Annotated in this window: 14 protein-coding genes; 7 read left to right on the top strand and 7 right to left on the bottom strand. The window is 42.7% G+C overall.

The window, feature by feature from the left end:
• Positions 1-100 precede the first annotated feature (100 nt).
• The 3 genes from trxB to ACGE0T_RS04615 are packed head-to-tail and all read right to left on the bottom strand — an operon-like array spanning position 101 to position 4,262.
• Positions 101-1,054, bottom strand: coding sequence for a thioredoxin-disulfide reductase (gene trxB, locus ACGE0T_RS04625; protein WP_459189366.1), 954 nt, complete (start codon positions 1,052-1,054; stop codon positions 101-103).
• A 40-nt stretch (positions 1,055-1,094) separates the two neighbouring features.
• Entirely contained in the window at positions 1,095-1,733 is a 639-nt protein-coding gene (locus tag ACGE0T_RS04620; RefSeq protein ID WP_459189365.1) for a LolA family protein, read from the bottom strand.
• Between the two features lie 36 nt (positions 1,734-1,769).
• Positions 1,770-4,262 carry an FtsK/SpoIIIE family DNA translocase gene (locus ACGE0T_RS04615; RefSeq protein WP_459189364.1) on the bottom strand — a complete coding sequence of 831 codons (2,493 nt, stop codon included), beginning with the start codon at positions 4,260-4,262 and terminating at the stop codon, positions 1,770-1,772.
• Positions 4,263-4,894: 632 nt separating this feature from the next.
• Between ACGE0T_RS04615 and ACGE0T_RS04610 the strand changes: the two genes are divergently transcribed.
• From ACGE0T_RS04610 to mdh, 6 genes are all read left to right on the top strand, one after another.
• Entirely contained in the window at positions 4,895-5,614 is a 720-nt protein-coding gene (locus ACGE0T_RS04610) for a hypothetical protein (protein WP_459189363.1), read from the top strand.
• Positions 5,615-5,989: 375 nt separating this feature from the next.
• Positions 5,990-6,694: a hypothetical protein gene (locus ACGE0T_RS04605; protein ID WP_459189362.1), complete on the top strand. Its 705-nt coding sequence runs from the start codon at positions 5,990-5,992 to the stop codon at positions 6,692-6,694.
• Between the two features lie 178 nt (positions 6,695-6,872).
• Positions 6,873-7,418 (top strand): DUF5063 domain-containing protein, encoded by a 546-nt coding sequence (locus tag ACGE0T_RS04600; protein WP_459190417.1) that lies wholly within the window; start codon positions 6,873-6,875, stop codon positions 7,416-7,418.
• Positions 7,415-7,996: a 3'-5' exonuclease gene (locus ACGE0T_RS04595; protein WP_459189361.1), complete on the top strand. Its 582-nt coding sequence runs from the start codon at positions 7,415-7,417 to the stop codon at positions 7,994-7,996. Before ACGE0T_RS04600 ends, ACGE0T_RS04595 begins: the two co-directional genes overlap by 4 nt.
• Positions 7,997-9,181 carry a class I SAM-dependent rRNA methyltransferase gene (locus tag ACGE0T_RS04590; RefSeq protein WP_459189360.1) on the top strand — a complete coding sequence of 395 codons (1,185 nt, stop codon included), beginning with the start codon at positions 7,997-7,999 and terminating at the stop codon, positions 9,179-9,181.
• 136 nt (positions 9,182-9,317) lie between these two features.
• Positions 9,318-10,259 (top strand): malate dehydrogenase, encoded by a 942-nt coding sequence (gene mdh / locus ACGE0T_RS04585; RefSeq protein WP_459189359.1) that lies wholly within the window; start codon positions 9,318-9,320, stop codon positions 10,257-10,259.
• A gap of 504 nt (positions 10,260-10,763) precedes the next feature.
• Here mdh and lpxA read toward each other — a convergent pair.
• Genes lpxA through ACGE0T_RS04565 form a run of 4 tightly spaced genes read right to left on the bottom strand, consistent with a single transcriptional unit; the run spans position 10,764 to position 17,438 of the window.
• Positions 10,764-11,534, bottom strand: coding sequence for an acyl-ACP--UDP-N-acetylglucosamine O-acyltransferase (lpxA, locus tag ACGE0T_RS04580; protein ID WP_459189358.1), 771 nt, complete (start codon positions 11,532-11,534; stop codon positions 10,764-10,766).
• 22 nt (positions 11,535-11,556) lie between these two features.
• On the bottom strand, positions 11,557-12,945 hold the full coding sequence (locus ACGE0T_RS04575; RefSeq protein WP_459189357.1) for a TolC family protein: 1,389 nt from the start codon (positions 12,943-12,945) through the stop codon (positions 11,557-11,559).
• A 5-nt stretch (positions 12,946-12,950) separates the two neighbouring features.
• The gene (locus tag ACGE0T_RS04570; RefSeq protein WP_459189356.1) at positions 12,951-16,172 is read right to left on the bottom strand and encodes an efflux RND transporter permease subunit; all 3,222 of its coding nucleotides are present in this window, start codon (positions 16,170-16,172) and stop codon (positions 12,951-12,953) included.
• 54 nt (positions 16,173-16,226) lie between these two features.
• Entirely contained in the window at positions 16,227-17,438 is a 1,212-nt protein-coding gene (locus ACGE0T_RS04565) for an efflux RND transporter periplasmic adaptor subunit (protein ID WP_459189355.1), read from the bottom strand.
• Between the two features lie 330 nt (positions 17,439-17,768).
• On the opposite strand from ACGE0T_RS04565, the gene ACGE0T_RS04560 reads away from it, so the two are divergent.
• Entirely contained in the window at positions 17,769-18,404 is a 636-nt protein-coding gene (locus ACGE0T_RS04560) for a hypothetical protein (protein ID WP_459189354.1), read from the top strand.
• Positions 18,405-18,410: the final 6 nt, after the last annotated feature.

Genomic DNA, 18,410 nt, shown 5'->3' with positions numbered 1-18,410 from the left:
AGGAAGTCTCAAGTTCTGTTATGTAAAGAAGCCGTGTCAGATTAGGCTCTGACACGGCTTCCTTATATATAGTCGCTCGCCCTATATTCCTTTCACCGGATTATTTCCCGATTTCGGATAAATAGCGTTCAGCTTCGATAGCTGCTTTGCATCCGCTACCGGCAGCAGTAATTGCCTGGCGGTAATGCGGGTCTGCTACGTCTCCGGCAGCAAACACGCCCGGCACCCGGGTTTTCGGAGTTCCCGGAACTGTATTGATATAACCTACTTCATCCGTATCCACCCACGGCTTGAAGATATCCGAGTTCGGTTTATGACCGATGGCAAGGAAGAAACCGTCGATGGCAATATCCACTTTTTCTTCATCCGGTTCGCCCATACGTTTTACCAGATGGGCACCTTCTACGCCGTCTTCACCAAACAAGCCCAGTGTGTTATGTTCGAACAATACAGTGATGTTCGGAGCCTTCATCACCCGGTCTTGCATTACTTTCGATGCACGCAGGAATGGTTTACGGACAATCAGGTATACCTGTTTGGCAAGGCTGGACAAATAAAGGGCCTCTTCGCAAGCAGTATCCCCGCCCCCTACTACAGCTACAGTTTTCTTGCGATAGAAGAAACCGTCGCAGGTTGCACAGGCTGAAACACCCATGCCGGCATATTTCTGTTCGTCGGGTAATCCTAAATATTTAGCGGTGGCCCCGGTTGCGATAATCAGGGTTTCCGTTTCGATAACCTTTTCACCGTCTATGGTCACTTTATAGGGAGCAGCCGATAAATCCGCACTTGTGGCAATGCCGATACGCATATCCGCACCGAAACGGGCTGCCTGTTTTTTCAAATCTTCCATCAACTCCGGACCTGTGATACCTTCCGGATAGCCCGGGAAGTTTTCCACTTCCGTAGTGGTGGTCAACTGTCCGCCCGGTTGTATCCCTTCGTAAAGGACAGGAGACAAATTTGCACGGGATGCGTAAATGGCAGCCGTATATCCGGCAGGACCGGAACCAATAATCAGGCAACGAACTTTTTCGTTTGTAGAGTCACTCATAGTTTTTAAAATTGATAGTTGATAATGAATACTGTTAAGATTACCTCAAGTCTATGACTTCGGCATGCGGGTACTCTTTTTCGTTAAAAACAAAGAAACTGTCGGGTTGGTTTACCCCGGTTTTCATTTTGCCGATACGTATTGTATTGCTGATGCCGTTTTTAGCTGTAATAGAGATGGATACCGGAAGGTTGGAAAACTTGTCCACCTGCAAATCGATTTTGACAATCGTGCCTTTCTTTTTCGGAGTCAGCTCTATGTCGTGTGCCGTCTTTCCGTTGAAAGCCGTGCTGCTACCCATATATTTCGCATTGAAACCTTCTTTATAGGAACGCAACAGCAAGGTGGGATTTGTCATTTGTAGCTCCTCTCCCGTAGGGGTGGATACATTTACTTCTTCAGTCTGTTCCAGATAGGTCCATTGGGTTGTTCCATCGAACCAAGTCACCATATCCGGAGTTTTCAGCACGAATTTATCTCCTTTAATATCTATGGTACCGTCAAAACTTTCGGATACGTTATCCATATCCGAACTTGCCTGCATGGTAAAGCCGGCCGACAGTCCGTTGGACTTTTCATAAATGGAAGCGGCTTTATCGAGTATGGATGCCACATTCTGTGCGCCTGCTTCCGAAAAGAGGCAGAACAGGGAAATGAACAGGTATATTACTTTCTTCATAAGATGAAAATTCAATAAACATTATACATAAAAGGCTTACTTGAGGGAGTTCAGTAATTGTTCCAGGTTGTACTCGTCCTGAATCAATACCTGGCGTGCCTTACTTCCTTCAAACGGCCCTACGATACCGGCAGCCTCCAACTGGTCCATCAGACGACCCGCACGGTTATATCCGATAGCAAACTTACGCTGGATTAAGGAGGTAGAACCTTGCTGCTGGATGACTATCAGACGTGCTGCCTCATCAAACAAGGGGTCGCGGTCGGACAAATCAACAGCGCCCGGAGCCTTGTCGTCGCCTCCTTCACCCACATATTCGGGCAGCATGAAGGCGGTAGGATAGCCGGGCTGTTCGGATATGTAATTTACGATTTGTTCCACTTCCGGAGTATCGACAAACGCACATTGCACACGGTTGGTTTCGCCGCCTTGCGAGAAGAGCAAGTCGCCACGGCCTATCAACTGGTTGGCACCCGGTGCATCCAAAATGGTTCGGGAGTCTACCATCTGCATCACACGGAACGCCATACGCGCCGGGAAGTTCGCCTTGATAATACCGGTAATGATATTGGTAGACGGACGCTGTGTCGCGATAATCATATGGATACCTACGGCACGCGCTTTCTGGGCAATACGGGCGATAGGGGTTTCGATTTCTTTTCCGGCCTGCATAATCAAATCGCCGAACTCGTCGATAATCACCACGATAAACGGCATGAACTTATGCCCTTTCTCGGGATTCAGATGGCGGGAGATGAATTTAGCGTTGTATTCCTTTATATTACGGACATGGGCTTTCATCAGTAACTCATACCGGTCGTCCATTTCCTTACAGATGGAGTTTAAGGTCATAATTACCTTCGTACAGTCGGTAATCACGGCTTTGTCCGCATCCGGCAGCTTGGCAAGATAATGGCGTTCCAGTTCCGAATAGATGCCGAACTCAACCATCTTCGGGTCTACCAGCACGAATTTCAACTCCGATGGATGTTTACGATATAATAAGGATGTAATCACGGCATTCAGACCGACGGACTTACCTTGTCCGGTAGCACCAGCCACCAACAGGTGAGGCATCTTGCAGAGGTCGAACATGAAAATCTCATTCGTAATGGTTTTACCCAGCACAACAGGCAAATCGTATTTTGATTCCTGGAATTTGCGGGAAGCGATCACCGACTGCATGGATACAATCTGCGGGTCTTTATTCGGCACTTCGATACCGATGGTACCCTTACCCGGCATCGGGGCGATGATACGGATACCCAAAGCCGAAAGGTTCAGGGCGATGTCGTCTTCCAGATTCTTGATTTTGGAGATACGGACACCTGTATCGGGAATCACTTCATAAAGGGTAATGGTCGGTCCAACCGTTGCCTTGATGGAAGAGATGCTGATACCGAAACTTTCCAGCGTTTGCTTGATACGTTTCTGGTTAGCCATCTGTTCTTCCATATCGACCTGGTGGTCGCTGACATCATATTTCTTTAGTAATTCGATTGTCGGGTTGCGGAAAGACGAGAGGTCCAGTTTCGGGTCGTAATCTCCCTGCACCGAAGCATCGTAGGCTTCATCATCGCCGGAAGCGACTTCCACCGTGAATTGGGGGTCGGCTTCGTTTTCGCTTGCATCTAAAGAAGTGTCGGGGTCATTGGAGTTATTGTATGTTTCTTCTTCTTCCGGGACGGTTACCACAAAACCGTCTTCTTCCACTTCGGCTCTATAAGCGGATGTTTGCTGTTTGACGGGATTCTCCTTCCGGGCTTCCCGGATTTCTTTCTCTGTGTCGAATACAAAATCATCCATTTCCGGCTGTTCGTCCGGTTGTTCTGTCAACGAGGGGCTGACGGGTGTATCGTCTTCCTCATCTATTGCCGATTCCTTTTTCAGGCGTTTCTTCAACCAGCCGAAAGAAAAGAAACTCTGAAGAAGAGGGATCGTCCGTTTACTGGTAAATATGGCGATAATCAGGAATATGCCCAGCAAAAACAACAGGGTGCCGGGTATACCTATATTATTCATCATCACTTCCGACAAATAGTAACCGTGTTGTCCTCCTAAATAAATAAAGGTATCTTCATATCCTTCGATAAAGATAAAAGCAAAGAACAGGGACCCCCAGACAAGCATGGCTGCACAAAACAGGAAACGCTTCAATATAGAGGCCTTGCTCAGGTTCATCAGCTTGGCTCCCACGGTCCCTAAAAACAATAATATAAGGAAGGATGAAATACCGAACCAGCGGTTCATCAATAAATCGGCAAGGAACGCACCTCTTACTCCGGTCCAGTTGTCCACAGCCCCACGGTTTGTTACCAAATCACCCAGAGGGACATTCTCTATCTTACTCTGGTCCGCTGCACCTGTAAAAAAGAAGGATATAAGGGCAAGCCCCACATATATTGTAATAATGGAAATAACTAATCCTGTAATAAAACGAGTCCGCTCACTCTTAAAAAAGATTTTGATCCGGCTCCACTTACTCTCCCCGTTATTGCTATTTTGCTTTGTAGTCGTTTTCTTAGCCATACTGATATATTTACAACCCGCAAATGTACACAGAATATTTTAATTTGCAGTCTTACGAATTTAGGTTCTCTGTTTTAAATTCGGATACGCTTTTATTCAATGCATGGAAACCTCCGGATAGACTTATCAGAATGTGAAATAGTGTATCCGGACTATTCTTGCAACAATCCCACCCAAGCCTTACAATTCATAAGCAACATGATAGATTTAACATGTTTTTTGTATCAAAATCATAGTTAAACAGAGTTAAGGTTGGATTTTTTCATAGAAACACCGACTTTGTATTACAAAAGTTTTCATATATTTGTATGCGAAAAAGAAAAGGAACAATAACCATTAATGAATATGCGAACCCAAAAACAATGGACCAATCCAAAAGGACTTTTCAAGGACACTTTGATTCCCCTATCCGGAATCAACATCTCACAGTAATTTAAAGGAACTATATGTTTAACCCCTTATTTATAAAGATTTACTTAACTCTTAGAAAAAACTGATTTTCAACAAAAGATAGTATTAAGAACAAAAGTACTTTAATCATTGTTTTAGTTTTAGTTTTTTATTCTCAAAACAGACACCCAGACTTCAAAAGTGTCAAATTAATATTAACAACAAAATCATTTAGTTAGATTATGAAACGATTATTGACTAGTTTAAGCGTAGTTTTTATGATGTGTTTAGTTCTCGTGGCTTGTAAAAAAGACGACAACAATTCATATCCGGCAACTATCGAAAGCAGTGTATGGAGCGGAGGCAATAGCTCTACAGGTTATAATTGCGATGTTGTATTTACCGTAAGCGGTAGCGTTGGCAATTATTGTGATATCACAATTTCAAGTCCAGGACAAGATGACATACTTACCGGACAGGGACATTTTACCTATGATGCTTCAGCAGGAAGAATCGATGTAGAATTTGAAAAATCTTTAGATGGAGGTCCAATCAGTGCAACTTTACAATTTAATGAAGCAGGTGATATTTTAACTGTATCTGTAATTGGTACGATAGAATATCCTAAATATGACGTGACTAAAACCAATTTCCCCGCAAGTGTTGCCGGAAAATGGGCAGGAACAGGTGACAAAGATGGTAAAACTGCTACAATGACTGCTAATATTGATGCAAAAGCCATCGATGGTGGTCAGGTTTGTACTATCATAACACAGGTTGACGGTGTTCAGGCAAAAACAATGGCAGGAACTTGCAGCTACACTAAAGATACAGGTACAGTTGAATTCAAGGTTGCAGTTGAAGGTGCAGAAGCTCAAACTTATGTATTCAAACTATCACCTGATGGTAAAATGAAAGGTGAAATTGATGAATTCACATACACCTTGGCTAAAGGAAAATAAAACACTCTTTTCACATGAGAGTCGATTAAATTAATTATTCAGCAGGCGGGTAACCCGAAAAGGTTACCCGCCTTTTTTGTCTATATACCTCAAAAGTCACAGTATAACAAGAAAAACATATTCCCATTTTTCAACAAATAATATTCCGATATACCTCAAACATTCCCATTTCATCAAAAAAAAGTCCCAACAAAAGCCAGTACAAGAGATTTAACACCCTTTTATGAAATTTCCACCTATGTTTGCAGCAAAACTTTTAATTTCTTATTGTCACTCAGGTAATGAAAATAAAAGCACAAAACCTAGTAACACTAACAAACTAAAATATACAATTCAAATTATTAACAAACTAATTATTATTAAATTATGAAACAGATGATGACAAAATTGGGGGTTATCCTTATGGTATGCCTTGCTTGCGTTTCTTGTAAAAAAGATGATCCGACAACGTATCCGGCAACTCTTGATGGTGTATGGACCGGTGGCAATGGCTCCACAGGTTATACATGCGATGTTATTTTTTCAAGTAGCGCAAGCAGTGGTCAAATTTGTACCATCACAATTGCCGCTCCCGGTGAAAAAGAAAGTGGCTCATATGACGGACGGTATGTATATGATCAGACGACAGGTACAGCAACCGTAACTTTTGAAACAACAGACGGAGGACCGTCTAAAGCAACTTTACAATCTAACGGAGGCGACCAGTTAGCTGTCAACTTTACAAGCACAGTTGAGTTAGGAACTTATACGGTAACAAAAACAACTTTTCCTAATTCCATTGCCGGTACCTGGGTGAATAAAGAAACAATAGCAGGTGGAATATCTGTAAATATCGTATTATACCCTTATGCTATTAATGGCGGTTTACCCGGAACGTTAAATGTAACATCTGCTGCAGGAGATATTCTCAAGGATCAGGCGATAACCTATACTTATGATGCCAAGAAAGGTACAGGTGAATTTTCTTTTGATATGTTAGGCGCTCAAAAAGGCACATTTACGTATAACCAAAAAGACGGAACCCTTAATTGCAAACAAGCACTTATGGGAGATAATGCCATCGCATTAATTCGTAAATAAAAGACAACACGCTCCTTAAACAGGACACAAACAACCAAAAAGAGATTGCTGGAAACGGTAATCTCTTTTTGGTTTACCCCTCCCCCTTTCAACTTTTATAAGGACATTTACCTGCTCGTTCCAAATATAATTCTTACTTTTGCAAGGATAATTTATAAGGTCCTATATAGCAATGAGCATTGAAAAAAAGAATAGTCCGATATATGAACATAATACGCTGGAATTCGTAACGGTAGCATTGGAATTCTGTACATTCGCCGAGAGTGCAGGACAATCCGGCTGGTTGGATTTCGCAGACAAAGCTGTGAAGCTATTACCCTTGTTATACCTGAAAGCTAATTTACTTCCGCCTGTAGAAGAAAATGAAGACATCGAACCGGAACAAACCGTTACGGAAGATATGTATGAAAGTGTCCGTACCCGGATCGCCTCTCTTTTGGGAGACAAAGATTCCTATCTGGAAACATTCCATGCGGATATGCAATACAGCGATACTCCTATCGCTGCTTTTATTTCTGAAAATCTGGCAGACATATATCAGGATATGGGCAATTTTATTTCCTTATTCCGTCAGGGGAACGAGGAAGTTATGCTTGAAGCGATTGCCATATGCCGGACTAATTTCCGTGAATTCTGGGGACAACAATTATTAAACGCACTTAAAGCTCTTCATTTCATACGTTACAACGAAGAAGATGATTTAGAAACGAACGAAGAAAAATGATACAGCAATATACACATTCCATAAGCAAAGAAGAAATATCAAAATTATCCATAGAAGAATATACCGGAAGGATTATCGTCATCGACACCGAAGCGGATGCCCGGAAAGCGGTATGCTATCTGTCGCAATTTACAGAAGTCGGTTTCGATACGGAAACACGTCCCAGTTTCAAGAAAGGACAACGGTTCAAGATTTCTCTTATACAAATCTCAACCGATGAAGCCTGTTTCCTGTTCCGGGTAAACCGCATAGGCATTCCTGAAGCTTTGGAGGAATTTCTGGCGAACACGGATATAAAAAAAATAGGCCTCTCCTTACGGGACGACTTCGGCGCAATGAGAAAACGTACGGACATACAGCCGGAGAACTTCCTCGACCTTCAGAATTATGTAGGCCAGTTCGGGATTGAAGATGCAAGCCTTCAAAAGATTTATGCAATCCTCTTCAACAAAAAAATCTCGAAAGGACAGCGCCTCACAAACTGGGAAGCAGATGTATTAACAGATGCACAAAAAAAATATGCGGCATTGGATGCATGGGCATGTCTTAGAATATATAATCAATTGAAACAAGTATAAATGAGCTATTGTAAAGTATTCCTTAAACCGAAAAAGGAAGAATCGTTATTGAGATTCCATCCCTGGGTCTTTTCCGGGGCTATCCAATCCATTGAAGGAAAACCAGAAGAAGGAGACCTGGTGGAAATATACGGAGCCAATCAACGTTTTCTGGGTATCGGACACTATCAGATCGGTAGTATTGCAGTACGTATTTTATCGTTCAAGCCAGTGGTTATCGACAATAAATTCTGGGAAGAACGGATTCGTATTGCTTATACACTTCGGCAAACCTTACAATTAGCGGGTGTAGACAATAATAACACCTATCGCCTGGTGCATGGCGAAGGAGACAACCTTCCCGGGTTAGTTATCGATATGTATGCTCATACAGCCGTTATGCAAGCCCATTCCGTAGGTATGCATTTCGCCCGCCACCAGATAGCGGAAGCGCTAAAAGTGGTACTGGGAGATTCTTTACAGAATATCTATTATAAATCGGAAGCGACGCTGCCCTACAAAGCCAACCTGGGCAGTGAAGACGGCTACCTGTACGGAGGTGATGTTGAAGACATCGCAATCGAGAAAGGGTTGAAATTCTGTGTGGACTGGCAAAAAGGACAGAAAACCGGTTTCTTCGTTGACCAACGCGAGAACCGTGCCTTGCTGGAACATTACTCCAAAGACCGTTCCGTCCTGAATATGTTTTGTTATACCGGAGGCTTTTCTTTCTATGCAATGCGCGGAGGTGCAAAAATTGTACACTCGGTAGACAGCTCGGCCAAAGCTATCTCTTTGACAAATAAAAACGTAGAATTGAACTTCCCCGGAGATTCCCGCCACCAGGCATTTGCGGAAGATGCATTCAAATATCTTGAAAAGATGGGAGATAATTACGATCTTATCATATTGGACCCTCCTGCCTTTGCCAAACATAAGAATGTACTTCGCAATGCATTGCAGGGATATCGCAAACTGAATGCCATCGCTTTCGAAAAAATCAAACCGGGCGGCATCCTTTTCACATTCTCCTGTTCACAAGTTGTAAGCAAAGAAAACTTCCGCCTTGCCGTGTTTAGTGCTGCCGCACAATCAGGGCGCAGTGTTCGTATCCTGCACCAGCTTACACAACCGGGCGACCATCCTGTAAACATATATCATCCCGAAGGCGAATATCTGAAAGGATTGGTACTTTATGTAGAATAAGCCTTTAGCGATAATTAATAATCAATGTGTACAAAAATATACGGAAATATTTCTTTATTCGGCAATACATTGTACCTTTGTTCACGGTAAAAATGAGAGAGTATTATTATAAGTAAAACATATAAAACTTATTATTATGTCTAAAGTAACAGTTGTTGGCGCCGGTAATGTAGGTGCTACTTGCGCAAATGTTCTTGCCTTCAATGAAGTGGCAGACGAAGTTGTAATGCTTGATGTTAAGGAAGGTGTTTCCGAAGGTAAAGCAATGGATATGATGCAAACAGCTCAACTGCTGGGTTTCGATACTACAGTTGTAGGTTGCACTAACGATTACGAAAAAACAGCCAACTCTGATGTTGTTGTTATCACTTCAGGTATACCTCGTAAACCGGGCATGACTCGCGAAGAACTGATCGGTGTTAACGCTGGTATCGTTAAAAGCGTAGCTCAGAACATCCTGAAATATTCTCCTAATGCTATCTTAGTTGTTATCTCTAACCCTATGGATACAATGACTTACCTGTCATTGAAATCTCTGGGTCTGCCGAAAAACCGTATTATCGGTATGGGTGGTGCTTTGGATAGCTCTCGTTTCAAATATTTCCTGTCTCAGGCGTTAGGTTGCAATGCTAACGAAGTAGAAGGCATGGTAATCGGCGGTCACGGCGACACAACTATGATTCCTTTGGCTCGTTTGGCTACATACAAAGGTATCCCTGTTAGCAAACTGTTGAGCGCAGAAAAATTGCAGGAAGTAGTTTCTGCGACTATGGTTGGTGGTGCTACACTGACTAAACTGCTGGGTACTTCCGCATGGTATGCACCGGGTGCAGCAGGAGCATTTGTAGTTGAATCTATCATCCACAACCAGAAGAAGATGGTTCCTTGCTCAGTATATCTGGAAGGTGAATATGGCGAATCAGATCTTTGCATCGGTGTTCCTGTAATCCTTGGTAAAAACGGTATCGAAAAGATCGTTGAACTGGAACTGACTGCTGAAGAAAAAGAATTGTTCGCTAAGAGTGCAGTAGCCGTTCACAAAACAAACGAAGCGTTGAAAGAAGTTGGCGCTCTTTAATCGGCAAATAAACTTTTTGATTATATAAAGAGGATGGCTCTACGGAGTTATCCTCTTTTTCTTTGAAGCCAAGAGCACATATCAGGCAGAAAAACCGGAAAATCATAATAGATAAACTGGAAAGACAAGGAATACAAACGGGTTTACACCTGCATTTTGCATGTAGCAACACCTGGGTCTCAGTGGTTCCGACACCCGGATGTCAGGAACAATAACATACTATCTCTTTCATATTAAGCAGTTTATTTAATAAGAAAAACAAGTATGTATCGTATTCCGGAACAGCGTTGCTATGATAGTTATGATAGTTGCCATGATAGTTAAACAGACAACTATCATAAGATAATAAGCTATTAAACAGAATATTAAACCTACTATGACAGTTATGTCAGTTATAATTACGTTAACTTTTTGCACCGGGTCAGCAGAGGATGGCGGCATAACAAAAAAGAAGCTGCCCGGCTTCAATTTACCAGACAGCTTCTTCTTTTATTTGGATATGTATTATCTTCCGATAACACCCAGTTTTGAATCATTGATAAAATCGACGATATGCTGAATCTCCGCACTCATCGGAACCTGGTCCTTAATCATCAACAATGCATCGAAAATACTACTCTTTCCCTGGTAAACAATACGGTAAGCATGACCGATATGCTTAATAATTTTATCACTTACCCCTTGATGGGAAAGTATTACGGAACTGACCCCGTAATAGGTTACCGGTTCCTGGGCGGCAACAATATAAGGAGGTATATCTTTACGGACGCGGCAACCGGTCTGTGTCATCGACCAGGTTCCTAAACGGCATCCCTGGCTTATCAGGACATTGCCACCGAAAATGACATAGTCTTCAAAAAAACAGTTCCCGGATACTTTGCTGCCGTAACCTAATACACAATGGTTGCCGATATGCGTATCATGCGAAATGTGTACCCCTTCATGCAGGAAGTTGCCGTTTCCTATAAAGGTTTGTCCTCCGGAATTCGTTGCACGGTTGATAACGACGTTTTCACGGATTACATTATCATCACCGATAACAGCAACCGTTTCATCCCCTTTATACTCAAAGTCCTGAGGTTCCGCCGCAATAACGGCTCCCTGGAAGATACGGTTTCTTTTTCCCAAACGGGCACCACTCATAATGCTGACATGCGGCATAATCTCACAGCCGTCGCCAATTTCCACATTCTTATCAATATATGCAAACGGATGAACAATCACGTTCTCTCCCAACTTTGCACCGGCATCCACATAAGCTAACGGACTAATCATAATATTTGTATTTAAAAGGTTTTTACTCTCTTCCTCCACCTACGGCACTATACAGGTTGATTACAGCCTGCATACGCTGAACATTGTCGGATACTTCTGTCAGTTGTGCACTGAGCAAACTCTGCTGGGCTGATAAGATTTCCAGATAAGTGGATTGTGCAGACTGGAACAAAGCCTTTGTATAGGTTACTGCCTTTTCCAGTTCTTCAATCTGCGACTTATCCTGTAGCAACTTCCTGTTTGTTGCATCATACAGGTGCAAAGCATCACTGACTTCCTTGCCTGCTTCAAGAATTGCCTGCTGATAATTCATCTGGGCAATCTTCTCTTCCGCTTTCGAGACCTTCAAGTTAGCTATCAACTTGCCATTATTAAAGATAGGCTGTGCCAGCGAAGCCAAAGCCTGGAACATAAACTGTCCCGGATTGGCAACCGTAACACCTGAACCGTTTGTCCAACCGGCGCTGGCTGTAATATTCAGCCCCGGATAGAAAGCGGCGCGTGCTTTATTAGTCGTATAATAAGCACTGGCAAGCGACATTTCGGCAATCTTCACATCCGGACGGTTTTCAAGCAGTTGCAGAGGCACACCAGCCATAATTTCTTCCGGTATCACCTGTTCATCAAGCGTTCCGCGGTCAATTTGCTGCGGAGCTTTAGCTAATAATACAGACAAGGAGTTTTCAACTTCACGAACCTGACGTTTCAGTTCGATTAAAGAACCGGAAACCTGATGGTAAACAGCACGCATCTGCACAACAGCCGCTTCGGTAGTCATGCCGGCTTCTTTCATCGCTTCCATAACACGTACGTTTTCTTCGTAGATATCAACCGTTTCAGAGGTTATTTCCACCTGGCGGTCGAGCATCAGCAAAGTGAAATACGTATTGGCGATGCCACTGATAAGCTGTGAACGTACAGCCTGTTGTGAATATTGGCTCTGCAAATAAGTGGCTTTCTGTCCACGGCTTGCATTCAACAGCTTGCCAAATAAATCCACCTCCCAGCTTGCAGCAGCCGGCAATGTATATGACTTCACATAGCCGGTATTTTCCATCTTCGTAATCGCCCCCTGCGGTGCCAGATTAATAGACGGAAGGAAAGACAAACGAGCAGAAGTAAGCAATACTTTGGCTTCTTCCACACGAAGAACCGCAGCCTGCATATCTACATTGTTTTCCAACCCTTCTTCTATCAAAGCCTGCAACTTAGGGTCGCGAAATATTTCTTTCCAGGAAATATTACCCATATTGGTCGTATCCGCAGCCAATGTATCTGTTGCCGATACCGGGTCACGGTAAATACCGGCAGTATCCAAATCTTTTGGGCGGTCGTATGCTTTATAGATATGGCAACTGCTCAGCAAAGCAGTTGCACATACCATATATATAATCTGTTTCTTCATTATCATCTCTCTTATTTTGTTTTTGCGTACTGTTCTATTTCCGTATTCAGATCGCTGTTGTCCAGGTCTTCCCATTCTATCGGTTTAAATTTCTCTTGCAGATACTGGAATGCCACAAACAATGCCGGAACAATAAATAACTGGAAGATCATACCGATAAACATACCTCCAATAGCAGCAGTACCCAATGTACGGTTACCGTGAGCACCTACACCGAAGGCGAACATCATAGGCAACAATCCGACCACCATAGCCAATGAGGTCATCAGGATAGGACGCAAACGGGCTGCAGAACCCAATACAGCCGCCCATGTGATACTCATACCCATACGGCGCCGGTCGAGGGCAAACTCTACAATCAAAATCGCATTCTTTGCCAACAGACCGATCAACATAATCAAGGCAATCTGCATGTAAATATTATTGGACATCGTCCCCAATATCATTTTCAATGCAGGGATATTACCCAATGCCGCCCATCCCTGAACAAAGAGGAAGCTACCCATCAAACCGAACGGAACGGAAAGCAATACGGCCAACGGCAAAATATAACTTTCGTACTGGGCACTCAGCAATAAGTATACGAATACGAAGCAGAGCAAGAAAATCAAACCGGTTGTACTTCCGCTACTTTCAGCCTCTTCACGAGCCATACCTCCCAGTTCGTAACCGAACCCGGCAGGAAGTGTCGTACTGGCAACTTCTTCTAATGCTTTCAATGCCTGGCCGCTGGTGAAACCGTCGGCAGGAGCAACCATCACTTTAATAGAGGTATACATATTAAAACGGCTGATAATATCCGGTCCGTATACTTTCTTGATAGAAACGAACTGCGAAATAGGTGCCATTTCATTGCCATTCTTTACTTTCACGTTTTTCAATGATTCCAGATTCGTACGCAATGAAGGATCTGCCTGAACCATTACACGGTACATCTTACCGAAACGGTTGAAGTTTGATGCATACAAACCACCATAATATCCCTGCATAGTCATCAAAATATCACTCGGGCTGATACCTACTTTCTTACAAGCAGCGGCATCGATATCAATCATATACTGTGGAAAATTCGGATTAAAGGTACTCTGTGCGGATTTAATTTCCGGACGAGCCTTCAAAGCAGCCATGTAGTCTTTTGTCACATCAAAGAATTTCTCCAGGCTACCTCCTGTTTTATCCTGCATATTCAACTCGATATCACTGGAAGCAGAATACCCCGGAATCATCGGAGGAGTAAAGAACAATACCTGTGCGTCCTTTACAATCTTCTGAGCACGCATAAACAAACTTCCATACACAATATCCGAACTCTGTGTCATGGAACGTTCATCCCAATCTTTCAACTTGATAATGAATGAACCGTAAGAAGAACCCTGGCCACCGATAAAACTGAAACCGGTAACAGCCGTACGGGATTTTACTGCCGGGTCGGAAGCAATCAGGCTATCCACCTTACTCATTACTTCCATAGTACGTTCCTGTGAAGTTCCGGGAGGCAGTGTTACAGCTCCCATGATGGTTCCTGTATCTTCATTCGGCACCATACCGGTCGGTGTAATATTCATCAAAACAACCAATAGTACAATGGCTCCGACTACAAAACCAAATGAAAGCCATTTCTTCTGAATAAAGAATACAACTCGTTTCTTATAGCTTGTCAGCAAAGAATCGTATGCGGCATTAAATGAAGCATGGAAACGGGAAACAAACGTTGTCTTCTTTGAATGAGCTTCTTCTTCATGCGGCTTCAGGAACATCGCACACAACGCCGGACTCAGTGTCAATGCGTTCAGAGCCGACAAGCCGATAGCAATAGCCATCGTTAAACCGAACTGCCGGTAAAAAGTACCAGCCGTACCGCTCATGAAACTTACCGGGATAAACACGGACATCATAACCAATGTAATGGAAACGATAGCACCACCCAATTCATTCATGGCATCGATAGAAGCCAGTTTCGCAGATTTATAACCCTGGTCCAGTTTTGCATGGACCCCCTCGACGACGACTATGGCATCATCGACCACAATCGCAATGGCGAGCACCATAGCACAAAGAGTCAGCAAGTTCAAACTAAAACCTATCAGCGACAGCAGGAAGAATGTACCAATCAAAGCCACCGGAATCGCAATAGCCGGAATCAAGGTTGAACGCAAATCCTGCAAGAAAATATATACTACGATAAATACCAGGATAAATGCTTCCAACAAAGTCTTGATAACCTCATGGATAGAAGCATACAAGAAGTCATTGGCATTCATGGAAACGTCAACTTTCATGCCGGGAGGCATTGTCTTTTCTGTTTTCTCCAACAGCTCCAGAATGTCATTGATGGTTTCTGTCGCATTCGTTCCAGCCATCTGGTATACAATACAAGTAACGGCATCATGTCCGTTTACTTTATTCACGAAACTGTAAGTCAAACGACCCAATTCGATATCGGCAATATCTTTCAGACGAAGGACTTCACCGTCAGGCAGTGCCTTAACAACCATATCTTCAAACTCGGTGGGAGTTTGCAAACGTCCTTTATAACGGATTGTATACTGGAACGACTGGTTACCCTGTTCACCGAACGAACCGGGAGCCGCTTCCACATTCTGTTCTGCCAAAACCGTCGATACATCAGAAGGAACCAGGTGGTACTGAGCCATCACATCCGGTTTCAACCAGATACGCATAGAGTAGTCCGTACCTAACACATTCGCATCACCTACACCGGGTACACGCTGTACCTCCGGAATCAGATTAATTTTAGCATAGTTTTCAAGGAACTTCAAACCATAACGGTCTTCTGCATCATATACAGAGAATACAACCAGCATGGAGTTCTGGCGCTTTTGGGTCGTAACACCAATTTTAGTTACCTCAGCTGGCAAAAGGCCTTGTGCCATAGAAACACGGTTCTGCACATTGACAGCCGCCATATCCGGGTCCGTACCCTGTTTAAAGTAAATGGAAATATCGGCAGATCCGTTGTTAGAGGCATTAGAGGTCATATACATCATGTTCTCAACACCGTTGATCTGGTCTTCCAGCGGTGCAATCACACTATTCAGTACAGTTTGTGCATTTGCTCCCGTATAAGTGGCTCTCACCGAAACGGTTGGAGGGGCAATATCCGGATATTGGGTAATAGGCAGGGATAGCAAGCCTAATATACCCAGGATAACTATCAGGATGGATATCACCGTAGAGAGTACCGGGCGGTTTATAAATCTATCTAATTTCATATTCTACGTTTTTATCGGGCAAACAGCAATTTGCCCTATTCTTTACCTTATATATTAATTAAAAGCGGTTTTCAAATTACCGTCATGCTGGTCTTGTAATGCCTGCTGGTACTTTGCTTGTTGTTGTTCGGGAGAGATGGGCTTGATAGCCTGACCGTCTTTCAGGTTTTGTACTCCTTCAATCACAACCTTATCTCCTGATTTTAAACCGTCTGTTACAAGGTAATATTTACCATCATCCAAATTAGAAACCTGGATTTCCGTATTTTTTATTGTATTATCTGCCTGCAGTACAAAAACGAACTTCTTATCCTGGATTTCAACTGTTGCAGATTGAGGAATCAGAATGATGTCATTCATTGTATACGGGAAAATAATATTTCCTGTACCGCCACTTCTCAATACATTCTTATCGTTCGGAAAGATTGCACGCATACTTACAGAACCGGTAGACTGGTCGATAACACCGCTTACCGCGTCAATCTTACCTTCTGCCGAATACATGGAACCGTCGGACAACCGAAGTTGTACAGCCGGCATCTTTTCCAACTGTTCTTTCAATGTACCTCCTGCACGTGTCAGTCCCAATAATTCTTTTTCCGTCATAGAAAAATAAACATAAACATCACCGATTTCAGAAACGGTAGTCAACGGCTGGGAAATAGAAGCACTAACCAAACTACCCACACGATACGGGAATGTACCAACCACACCATTTGAAGGACTTGTTACCGTACAGAACGACAAGTTCTGCTCTGCGCTGATTAAAGAAGCTTCCGACTGTGCCAAGCTGGCTTTAGCGGACAATAACTGGTTCATTGCAGTCTGATACTCAAATTCACTGATGATTTGCTTATCAAACAATGCTTTTTTATTCTTTTCTGTTAACGTCAATGTATTTACATTTGCCTTAGCCATTTCTACTGCAGCCTTTGCCTGGCGGACTGAAGCTGCATACTGCGTAGGATCAATCTGGAACAAAGCCTGTCCTTTACGAACCGTTGCTCCCTCATCAACACATAGTTTTACAATAAAACCTGAAACCTGGGGACGTACTTCAATATCCTGCGTACCTCTGATTGTAGCCGGATAAGAAGTTGTCTGATCGCTGGTGGCAGAATTCACCTCGATAACAGTAAATTCATCATCCCCCAATTTCGCACCACTCTGACTGTTTCCACAGGCAGTTAACAAAGACATTCCCACAGCAAATAGCGCTATTTGCCTCAACGGGGTAACTGTAATTTTCAGCATTCGTTTATCCATATTTATAATTAATATATTTCAATCGATTTACTTGCCATATATTTTTCCATAATTATAATCTTCGGTTTTTGACGCTTCATACACAACTCTGCGTTTTTCTTGAAAAAACGTACAAATGTAAAATCTTTTCACTTCACTTTCTTAGATTATACATTCTTTTATACTAAAAAACTTCTATTTTTCACATTTCAATATCAACCACATACCTCAATTATGACCTTTCGAAAATCTATTCGTTCAAATTGCAACACAAAATGTGCGCAGTGTTTGTTTATTAAACAAATTGTCCTAATTTTACAGCTAAATATAACCTAATAAAATTTAATTCATATGGAATCTAAGTTTACCATTTCGGAAGTTTTCCACACATCATGGAAATCCGTCAAATCACAGATTTGGGTTTTGGTGGGATTATTGATCGGATTTTGTATTCTGTCCATGATTATCACACTGTTTACTACTCCGGCTCAGAAGTCTGTTTCCGGACAAATCATTGCATCACTGATTAATTTAATCATCTCCGGTCTTTTCACCATGGGATATTATAAAAACATATTCCAGACTTTGGACGGAGAAGAGCCTCAATTCTCAGCTTACGGCCAGCAATCCCGCAAAATACTGACATATATTGTCGCTTCCATTTTAGTTTTTATAGCCATAGGTATCGGTTGCATTTTATTTATCATTCCGGGCATTTACCTTGCTATCCGCCTGCAATTTTTCATTGCATTCATCGTTGAAGAGGACTGTGGCATTCTTGATTCATTGAAACGCAGTTGGGAAATTACTGACAAACAAGTGATGCCGTTATTCCTGCTCGGTTTAGCCATGCTTGGTATAATGCTGGTCGGCTTAATCCTGCTGGTTGTGGGAATATTTGTAACCACACCTGTTGTTTACACAATGTATTGTTATACATTCAGAAAATTAAATACGATTAAATTAGAAACCCCCGAAGAAATTTAACGGTAG

Source organism: Parabacteroides sp. APC149_11_2_Y6, from assembly GCF_054506995.1.
This window is presented reverse-complemented; position numbering and strand designations above follow the sequence as displayed.